Raw genomic sequence first — 8334 nt, 5'->3', positions numbered from 1 at the left:
TCTAACACTTTCTGGTATAGTTCACTTATCATTTTCGTTATTTAGGTCATATATGGTAAATATGACTTATCTTTTTTTGGAGTCTGTATCTGTATTCCATGCTACATAAGCTTTTCAGCTTGCTTGTCCCCCTGTCAGGGTAGTAACACAACCGGGTAAGTCAGGAACATAAGCAGAATAATTATTTTCAGCTTTTTCGATAATAATCGCATAACGCACGATTTCTATTCCTCAATTATTTGATTTAATTTTTCCTTGAAAATCGTTTCTATTTCTTTATAGGACATCGTTTGAGGTGCGGGATATTTAAACCCGTCTTTTTTTCGGCTTAATAATACTCCTAGTGCTTCACTAAAAATAGCTTCTTCGTTTCGATGTTCCGAAAGATACTGACGGAGTTCTGCGTTAGTCATTTCCGAAGGTGATTTTTTCATAATTCAAAGTTCCAATTCCCCTGTTCATCGATTAAAATGATTAGAAAGCAATTGACAGATAAAGATAGCGGTATTTTTCTATCAAGGAAAAGTTTTGTAAATTTCTCTACGATGTGCGACTCGTTGACAGATGATGGTTTGATTGGGTTTATCAATAGTCAGTCCAATCCTATAATCTGCAACTCTAATTTTATATTTATCTTTATGTCCTTTCATTTTATCGAGATAGCCTAATTCAAAAGGATTATCGGTTTCTAACTCGGAAAATACGATCAACTCAATACGAGATTGTATGTCTTTTGGCAAAGAGGTTAATTCTTTTAAAAATCTCTTGTTGTATTCAACCTTCTACATTTTTATTTTTAAGCAATTCTAAATATTGTAAGGCTTTTTCTTTGTCTAGGATTTGATCATTTTCAACTTCTTCGATGAGTTTTCCTAGTCCGTAATCCTCTAGGATTTCTTCGATTTTTTCAAATTCAGCAATGGAAATCTGAACGGCAATCGGCTTTTGATCCTTGTCTAATACATAGCTTTTGTTAATTTCTAGCATTTGGTTTTCCCTCCGATACAATTCTTAAAAATTGGCTGTAACCTTTATATGTTACATTTTACAAGTCTCGACGCGAGAGAAGAGTTCCTAACTTTGTCCAATGACGAAAAGGAGGTGTCCTAGGGGTGCTTTTACTCCCCCAAGGGAGGTGTCCTAGGGGTGCTTTTAGGTCAAAAGTAACATCCCTTCCCCTGTATATCCAGCTATTATTCACTCGCCAGCCTACTCTATCTCCGAAAGCGTCCCAAACTCTTCTATTATACTCCCGCGTCCCACCGAGTTCGCGGTAGAGTTCGCGGTAGATTTTCGCCTGCACGGAAAAACCAAAGCGACCGCCACTATATTTAACCCATAATTGGTCAATGGTTCGCAAATCCTCGCAGGGAAAATTATCGATATCCTCTTCCCGTAACCATCCCTCTTTTGTTCGGTTGGCAGCCTGTAGCATCACGACTCTTGTTTCCTCGTCCGCTTCTTTCCATTGCTGTTGTTCCAGTAAATCCCGTAGCTTCCTGTAATCGATTCCTTTCTCGCTTTTAAGTTCGATTTCTGGCGGTGCTGCGGGTTTCGGGGTTTCTGTTATCGTTTTCGCCGACTCGCCATTTATCGGTTCCGTTTTAGGGGACGGTAGGACGGGTTGTTGTGCTAATTTTCGATTAATTCTGTCGTAATCTTGCCAGTATTTAGGTCTGGTTGTATCCAAAGCCAGAACTCGTCTCATCAACTGTCGCGCTTCCTCTAGCTTTCCCTCCACTTCCAACTCTAAAGCTTCCACTCGCAATAACTCTATATCGGGAGTCTTTGCCTGTTTCGGTAACAGAATCAGATGATTTTTATAATGCGGTTCGACAATAGAATGGAGAGTTTGCGGGGGTTTGTTGTGTTGTCGGTTGATTTCTGGAATCCTTTCGCGGAGACGATTACAGAGTCTTTCTACCGTGGCGCAGTTATTTTCCCCTTGGATTCGTAAAGCCTCTAGAAGTGAATAGGTAAAGGAACCCTGTTGTAGTTCGGGAATTTCGTAGGATTCCTCCGTCGGACTACAGGAAGCGATGGTTATCACTCCCTGTTGCTTTTGCCAGCCTACGGATTTATTGCTAAAGTCGTTCTCGTTGCGACAGGTATCGAGAAAGAGAATGATATTATCTGCACCGCATCTCCGTAAACGTTGGGTAACGTAATTGAGGGGAATGGTCGTCTGTTCGATTAAGGTTGGGTGTCCCTCGCTGGGAACGAGGTAATCCTGTCCCTGATGGCGTAATCCGTGGCCACTGAAGAAAAACCAGAAGTTATCGCCGGTTTCCAAGCGTTGCGACTCGAAAAAGTCGTGCAGGAAAGCCATTAGATTTGTGTACGTCGGTTTCGTCTCCTGTTGGGAACCATTCGGCGCGGTTATTGGGTCAGACTCATCGGTAAACAGGAAAACTTCGTCAAAATTAATTTCGTCACGACAATAACGCGCCATCTCTACCGCGTCCTGCTTGGCACATTTGAGCGGTTTCAAGCGTTTGTATTGATTTATCCCGATAATTAACCCATGATTCGCCATTAGTCTGCGGTCGGTGTGTTTTTCTCGTCTCGCTTGAATTTTAGGGTTAATCCGCCTTTGGTGCCGGTCTTAATCCCCGTCCCTAATAATTTTACTTCACCTTCTCCGGTAATCTCTACGCAAAGCTCTACTTCATCGAGTTTAAAACCGGTTTGTTGGTTGACCTGTTTCTGTGCTTGATTGAAGACTTTGCCGATAAGCTGGAGAAAATGGGAAAGTTCTGTCTCTAGCTTCTCTATGCTCACTTTTACGCCACGAGTCTCAGCTTCGGTGATAGTTTTCCTCGTGTCCCAGGGATTGTCATAGGTGTCGTTTCCTTTCGCATCTTTATCGGGGGTGACGGGGGTATCTTCTGCGGTGATAATCCAAATAGTTTCTTCTGGCATAGCGCTCTCGTTTTTCGGCAATGGTTCTCCTTTATTATTCTAGTTACCCATTGCTAACTCACCTATAGAGATAGGGGTTAATAGTCCCAAAAAAGGGGGTTTAAATACCCCCAAAGCTCATAAGTTTTATGTTTTAGAGTATTGGTTTTAAACCGTTTCTACCAAGGGACGGGTTAACTTATCCAACTGTTGGGTTAACAGACTCAGGAATAAACCCACATCGGTGACAATACCCACGGATTCTACGGAACCTCGATCGCTTAATTTTGTCACCACGGCCGGGTTAATATCAACACAGACCATTTTTACCCCCGCCGGTGTCATATTGCCCACACCGATGGAATGGAGCATACTAGAGAGCATGAGAATCATGTCTGCACCTTGAATTAAGCGGGAATATTCTTCCTGTGATTTAATTAAATCCATCTCCGTATCCGGAAGCGGACCATCATCGCGAATTGAACCGGCCAAACTGAAGGGGACATTATTCTTGACGCATTCATACATTACGCCTTTTGTCAATACCCCGGCCGATACAGCTTTGGCGATGCTGCCGTGGCGACGGATGAGGTTGATAATCTTGAGGTGATGACGATGGCCACCGCGCACCGGGATGCCTTTCTGCATATCTACCCCTAAAGAAGTACCCATGATCGCCTGTTCCATGTCGTGAACTGCGATCGCATTTCCCCCCAGTAAAGCGTGAACGTAACCATCGCGGATTAAACGGGAGAGATGTTGCGCTCCTCCAGTGTGAATGACCACCGGACCTGCCGTTACTACCACTTTACCGCCCTGGTCGCGAATTTTACGCATTTCCCAGGCAATCTGCTCCACGGTTAACTCGACTCGGCGCTCGCTGGAAACCCCCGCACCCATAAAGGTAAATTCCTGGGTGCTGTTGCGTTGTTCCCTGGATTCCGCCTGTCGGATAGTACGGATGCCCTCAACTCCCACCATAACGCGATCGCCAGCTTTTAAATCCCGCAGCAGAGTACATTTCGCTGTTTTGCCTTCCGGACCTTCAGTGACGACGATGGCTGCATCCATGCGTTGATTTTCCACCCGCACCCATTCACAGTTAACCCGCACTTCCGTGGGATAGATGGTGCTGACATAAAAATCATCGGGAGCGACCCCATCTTGTGCCACCACTGCGGTATTGACATCACAGATTTCTTGGGGACGAGCGGCCGCACCGAGGTCGATCAATTGTACCATGATCTCCTCCATTACCTCGTGAGAGGGTGCAGAAACCCGCACTTCGGCCGAGGAGGTACTTTGGCGCTCAATCCCTAAGGTGAAGTTTAAAACCTTGAAGCTGCCGCCATTTCCCACCACAACATCGAGAGCTTTATTCATAATTCCCGCGTCGAGCAGATGACCTTCTAACTGGAGAATGCGACTTTCAATGGTGACATTAGCGTGATGGTCTGGAATTAAGGGTTCGGTGGTACGCAGGGTTAAACATTTAGCGGCTCCTCCTGCTTTTAAAAACTCCGTTAGGGGAGTTTGTACCACTTCAAACCCTTTTGCAGCTAAGTTATGTTGTAAATCGTCACTAATTTTATTCATGACGATTACTTGACCGATATTTACTGCATTACAAGCAAAGTTAACCGCATCGGCTTCTTCAACGATAATGCGTTTTTCTTCGGGAATTTTTAACTCAATTAACCGATTAGAATAGGCATCAAAAGCATCGGGATAGTAGAGTAGATAACCGCCACTAAGGGGACAAAAACAGGTATCAAGGTGATAGAAACGTTCATCGATTAAACGTAAAGATAAAACCTCAATATCGAGCCATTTAGCGATTAAAGGGTGGGAATCTAACTCAGTTCTGAAGCCATATCCTGCCCATAACCAACGTCCTTCCCGATCTAATAATGCGTCTCCTGCACCTTCAAAGGGTAAATCTTTTGGCAGTTCGTGAACCGTAAAACCGTTATCTTCAAACCACTGTTTAAAATAGGGTTCTTCTCCCTGTCTTTCTTTGTGTAAAAAGCGACTGAGAACTACAGTTTTTTCCAGAACTAAACCTGCATTAGCGGTAAAAACCATGTCGGGCCAGCCTTTTTCTGGTGGGACTAAATCCACAAGCGCCCGATCTTTGAGAATATGATAAAGCTGCTGCCATTGTTGCCTAGCTTTTTCCTGGGAAGATTTGTGAATGTTGCCCTCCATCCAAGGATTAATCACATAATCCACATCGTAATGATCGGGAGAACACATCAAAAAGCGAATGGTTTCAGTCATATTTTTTGACAATGAATATTCAGTATAAGTAGTCTGGAGATAAGTTTAGACCAATCTTCCATTATACTCTACTTTGCCCCGAAATGTCACTAAACCTAAGATTAGGACAATTACCGCTCTACAAGCTAAAAACAGCCCAGTTTTAGCCGATAACTGACGGCTAGAAGCTTAAATCATTGTAAATCCTGATGTTTAAATAACCCCATAAATTTCGATTTGCGTCCGTGTTCCTTAATTAAATTTTCCCGATAAGTTTGCCATTCTTCCCGTCTTCCTGACATATAAAAGGCATTACGAGCTTTTTTTAGCCATTTAATCGCTTCTTCGTAGCGATCAGCCTTTTTTTCGTCCAGTATCTTTTCCGCAGCAGGACGTACATGATCGATCACCCAGTTAGGATCGACGGTAGCAGCCGCATCCATTATCCGCCAAATTAGGTGAGACTGCACATAGGAATTATTAGAAACGACTTTAATTGCATCTCTAACTAGGGTTTGCGGCAAAAAGTTTTTCGTGGGGGTAGGGTGTGGGCTTCGGCCGTGAGCTCAGCCGAACGGGTGTGGGGTGTGGGGTGTAGGGTTTTACCGATTTTCATCTGGTCAATTACCTAATTTTCAGGGAAAAAGTCCCTGAATTTTCCCCCCGATCACTCCCATATTTGGTACTTTTTGATTGACAAAAAGTCTAAAAGTTTTACCCAACAAGGTTTTTAGATTTATTCAGCAAGTCCTAACTAAATTTTCGTGGAGAAATATATCGATTTTAGCCTCTGTGGAACGTCCACCGCTAAACCGGTTGGGTTGACCCAAGGAAACCCAACAAAAAGTCATGAGAGCAGGGGAATAGCGATCGCCATTCGGGAGAAGAATAATGTCTGGGGGAAGTTCAGTTATTAACCGAATTAAGCTGTTTTTGCAGTGCCACAATGCGATCGCTTGTAGCTGGATGGGTGCTGAGAATTGTCGGGGTAGAACCCCCCTGTTGTGCTAATTTTCGCATAAAGGAGATCATCGCCGTGGGTTCATAACCAGCCCTGGCCAAATTTTTTAAACCCAGTCGGTCCGCTTCTAATTCATCCTTGCGACTGTTTGGCAAACTGTAGGCGAGATTAACCCCCAATTGTACCCAAGTTTTTGTCTCTAATCCCGCCGCACTGAGAAGTCCTTGAGCGAGGGCAGTATTGCGTAATTGGGTGATAGAATGACGACCGACGATATGGCCGATTTCATGGGCAATGACGCTGGCTAATTCTGCCTCATTATCAGTAGTTTTAATCAATCCCGTGTGTAAATAGACAAATCCGCCCATAGTTGCGAAGGCGTTAATGCTATTGTCGCGCACCACTTGAAAAGTGTAGGGAAGGTCAGGGCGATCGCTAGTTGTGGCTAATCGCTGCCCGATTTCTTGGACATATTGGTTAATTCTGGCATCTTTGGACAGTTTCACCTTACCTGATTCTAATAAACCTTGATTAATCTGCCTACCGATGGCGACTTCCTGCTGAGGAGAAATAGTGGAGAGTTGAATAACTTGCACACCCCGAAAAAGTAAATCCATCCACGAGAGCGCGAAACTGGTTTGGGGATTGATAATCCCGATACTCAGGCTCAGCAGCAGAGAAATGATTGTTAATAGCCAAAAACGGTAGAAAATAGGGCGCATAGACGATTCGATCCCATAAAAACCTCATTCCCATTCTAGACAGTCCCTATCACCCTTTGTCTGTTACTGTCCCCGATTGGTTTGATAGACGTAAAAGTTAAATAAATCGAATAAACTGCCAACAAAAGCAAAAGTAACAGCGATGGTTAACATTCCTTGTAGGGGATAACCGCCACCGAAAATGGTTAAAAATTGCAGAATTTGGCTAAAAACAGTCTGAGAAACCCAAGTAAAGCCGGGGACGTGACTGGTGGCCAATAAAGCAGTTAAAATCGAACCCACCAGGAGGACGGGGGCAACAAAACTTAATAGGGTGGAAAATAGCAGAGAACGGAGCAAAGTAAGCATGGGTGCTGATCTCCAGAGAATTGGGGGGCGATCGAACGGGAATAAGAATTTATACTCGCTCCCCTCTAGGATATACGTTCATCTCCGATAGGGACGGTTTTTTAAAAAATCTTAAAATATCATTAAGATTCTTGGTTAAGAAAAATATAGCAGAGGAAGTCCCCACAGGAGCGTACACCGGTGGGGATGCAGCGACTGCCTCCTTTCCGCTTGCTCAAATCCTCTGCTATAACGTTGACCATTAACTGCCCGAAGCGGATAAAACCAGAGGATGATAGAAAAGTTAGAATTACCCTTTCATCTATGACCCTAGATATTATCCCCGAAGGGGAAGAACGCAAAGTAGAAGCTGTCAGTAGTGCCGCTATTGATGGGGCGCCGATCGCCTATATTGTCGTCTTAGCCGCCATTGTCACTACCCTTTCTTTTATTCCCTTCTCCATTGTCCTCGCTTCCGGCGGTAGTATGCCCCTCAGTCAAGCGGTTTTTCCCCTCTTGGGTTGGTTACTCGGCCCGATCGCTGGGGCGATCGCTAGTGGCATTGGGTCCTTAATTGGGGCTTTCCTTGCCCCCTACACGGCAGGAATTCCCGCTATTTCGGTCTTTGGGGCGATTTTGTCTAGTTTTGTGGCGGGAACGATGGTTTTAGGCAAAAAACGCCGTTATTGGTGGTTAGGATTGACGTTAATTTTTCTGATTCCCCTGTTTATCTACGCTAACCGGGCGATCGGACTGAACGGTATTTCGCCACGAGTCTTTATTGCCGGGGCTTTCGTCGATTGGTCGGCTTTGGTATTATTTATCCTACCAACCCGGACTCTGTTTACCCATTGGATCAAAGGTAGTAATTTTGTCCTAGTAGCGGCGGGAATTTTTGGCGGTACTTGGACCGCCAGCGGCCTCTCCCATTTGGGGGCCGTCGCCATTACCTACTCGATTTTTAACTGGCCAGAAGAAGTCTGGATCGCTTTAATTGGGATCGTTCCCATAGAAAATCTGATTCGTTCCCTCGTCGGTATGGTGATCGGTTGTGGTGTCATTGCCGGTTTACGGGCGATCGGTTTGGTCAAATCACGAGAGGCGATCTACTAAAATGGAAGTTTTCCTTTTGGGGAGTGGGGAGTAGGGGCGGACTCAACGGGA

At 44.6% G+C, this 8334-nt stretch carries 9 protein-coding genes and 2 pseudogenes; 1 reads left to right on the top strand and 10 read right to left on the bottom strand.

The window, feature by feature from the left end; translation table 11 throughout:
* Window positions 1-138: 138 nt before the first annotated feature.
* The 10 genes and pseudogenes from ACOCD9_RS02795 to ACOCD9_RS02750 form a co-directional block, all read right to left on the bottom strand.
* Window positions 139-219, bottom strand: a pseudogene (locus ACOCD9_RS02795) (type II toxin-antitoxin system HicB family antitoxin); the annotation flags it as partial.
* Between the two features lie 5 nt (window positions 220-224).
* A complete protein-coding gene (locus ACOCD9_RS02790) occupies window positions 225-434 on the bottom strand; it encodes a DUF6887 family protein (protein WP_419546317.1) in 210 nt (69 codons plus the stop codon).
* Window positions 435-515: 81 nt separating this feature from the next.
* Entirely contained in the window at window positions 516-740 is a 225-nt protein-coding gene (locus tag ACOCD9_RS02785; protein WP_190722195.1) for a type II toxin-antitoxin system RelE family toxin, read from the bottom strand.
* A 34-nt stretch (window positions 741-774) separates the two neighbouring features.
* Window positions 775-987, bottom strand: a complete 213-nt coding sequence (locus ACOCD9_RS02780; protein ID WP_159293156.1) for a hypothetical protein — start codon at window positions 985-987, stop codon at window positions 775-777.
* 58 nt (window positions 988-1045) lie between these two features.
* Window positions 1046-2536 (bottom strand): GUN4 domain-containing protein, encoded by a 1491-nt coding sequence (locus tag ACOCD9_RS02775; protein ID WP_419546316.1) that lies wholly within the window; start codon window positions 2534-2536, stop codon window positions 1046-1048.
* The gene (locus tag ACOCD9_RS02770) at window positions 2536-2922 is read right to left on the bottom strand and encodes a Pepco domain-containing protein (protein WP_419546315.1); all 387 of its coding nucleotides are present in this window, start codon (window positions 2920-2922) and stop codon (window positions 2536-2538) included. Before ACOCD9_RS02770 ends, ACOCD9_RS02775 begins: the two co-directional genes overlap by 1 nt.
* Before the next feature lie 147 nt (window positions 2923-3069).
* Complete coding sequence (locus ACOCD9_RS02765; RefSeq protein WP_419546314.1) at window positions 3070-5181, bottom strand: TIGR00300 family protein; 2112 nt, start codon at window positions 5179-5181, stop codon at window positions 3070-3072.
* 173 nt (window positions 5182-5354) lie between these two features.
* Window positions 5355-5687: pseudogene (locus ACOCD9_RS02760) on the bottom strand (hypothetical protein); the annotation flags it as partial.
* A 379-nt stretch (window positions 5688-6066) separates the two neighbouring features.
* A complete protein-coding gene (locus ACOCD9_RS02755; protein WP_287657471.1) occupies window positions 6067-6843 on the bottom strand; it encodes a M48 family metallopeptidase in 777 nt (258 codons plus the stop codon).
* A gap of 63 nt (window positions 6844-6906) precedes the next feature.
* Window positions 6907-7191 carry a hypothetical protein gene (locus tag ACOCD9_RS02750; RefSeq protein WP_287657470.1) on the bottom strand — a complete coding sequence of 95 codons (285 nt, stop codon included), beginning with the start codon at window positions 7189-7191 and terminating at the stop codon, window positions 6907-6909.
* Window positions 7192-7494: 303 nt separating this feature from the next.
* On the opposite strand from ACOCD9_RS02750, the gene ACOCD9_RS02745 reads away from it, so the two are divergent.
* A complete protein-coding gene (locus ACOCD9_RS02745; protein ID WP_419546313.1) occupies window positions 7495-8283 on the top strand; it encodes an ECF transporter S component in 789 nt (262 codons plus the stop codon).
* Window positions 8284-8334: the final 51 nt, after the last annotated feature.

Source organism: Microcystis sp. (assembly GCF_048564745.1).
In the GTDB taxonomy this organism is placed as follows: Bacteria; Cyanobacteriota; Cyanobacteriia; order Cyanobacteriales; family Microcystaceae; genus Microcystis; species Microcystis ichthyoblabe_A.
Note: the sequence above shows the minus strand (reverse complement) of the source record. Positions and strands in the feature narration are given on the sequence as shown.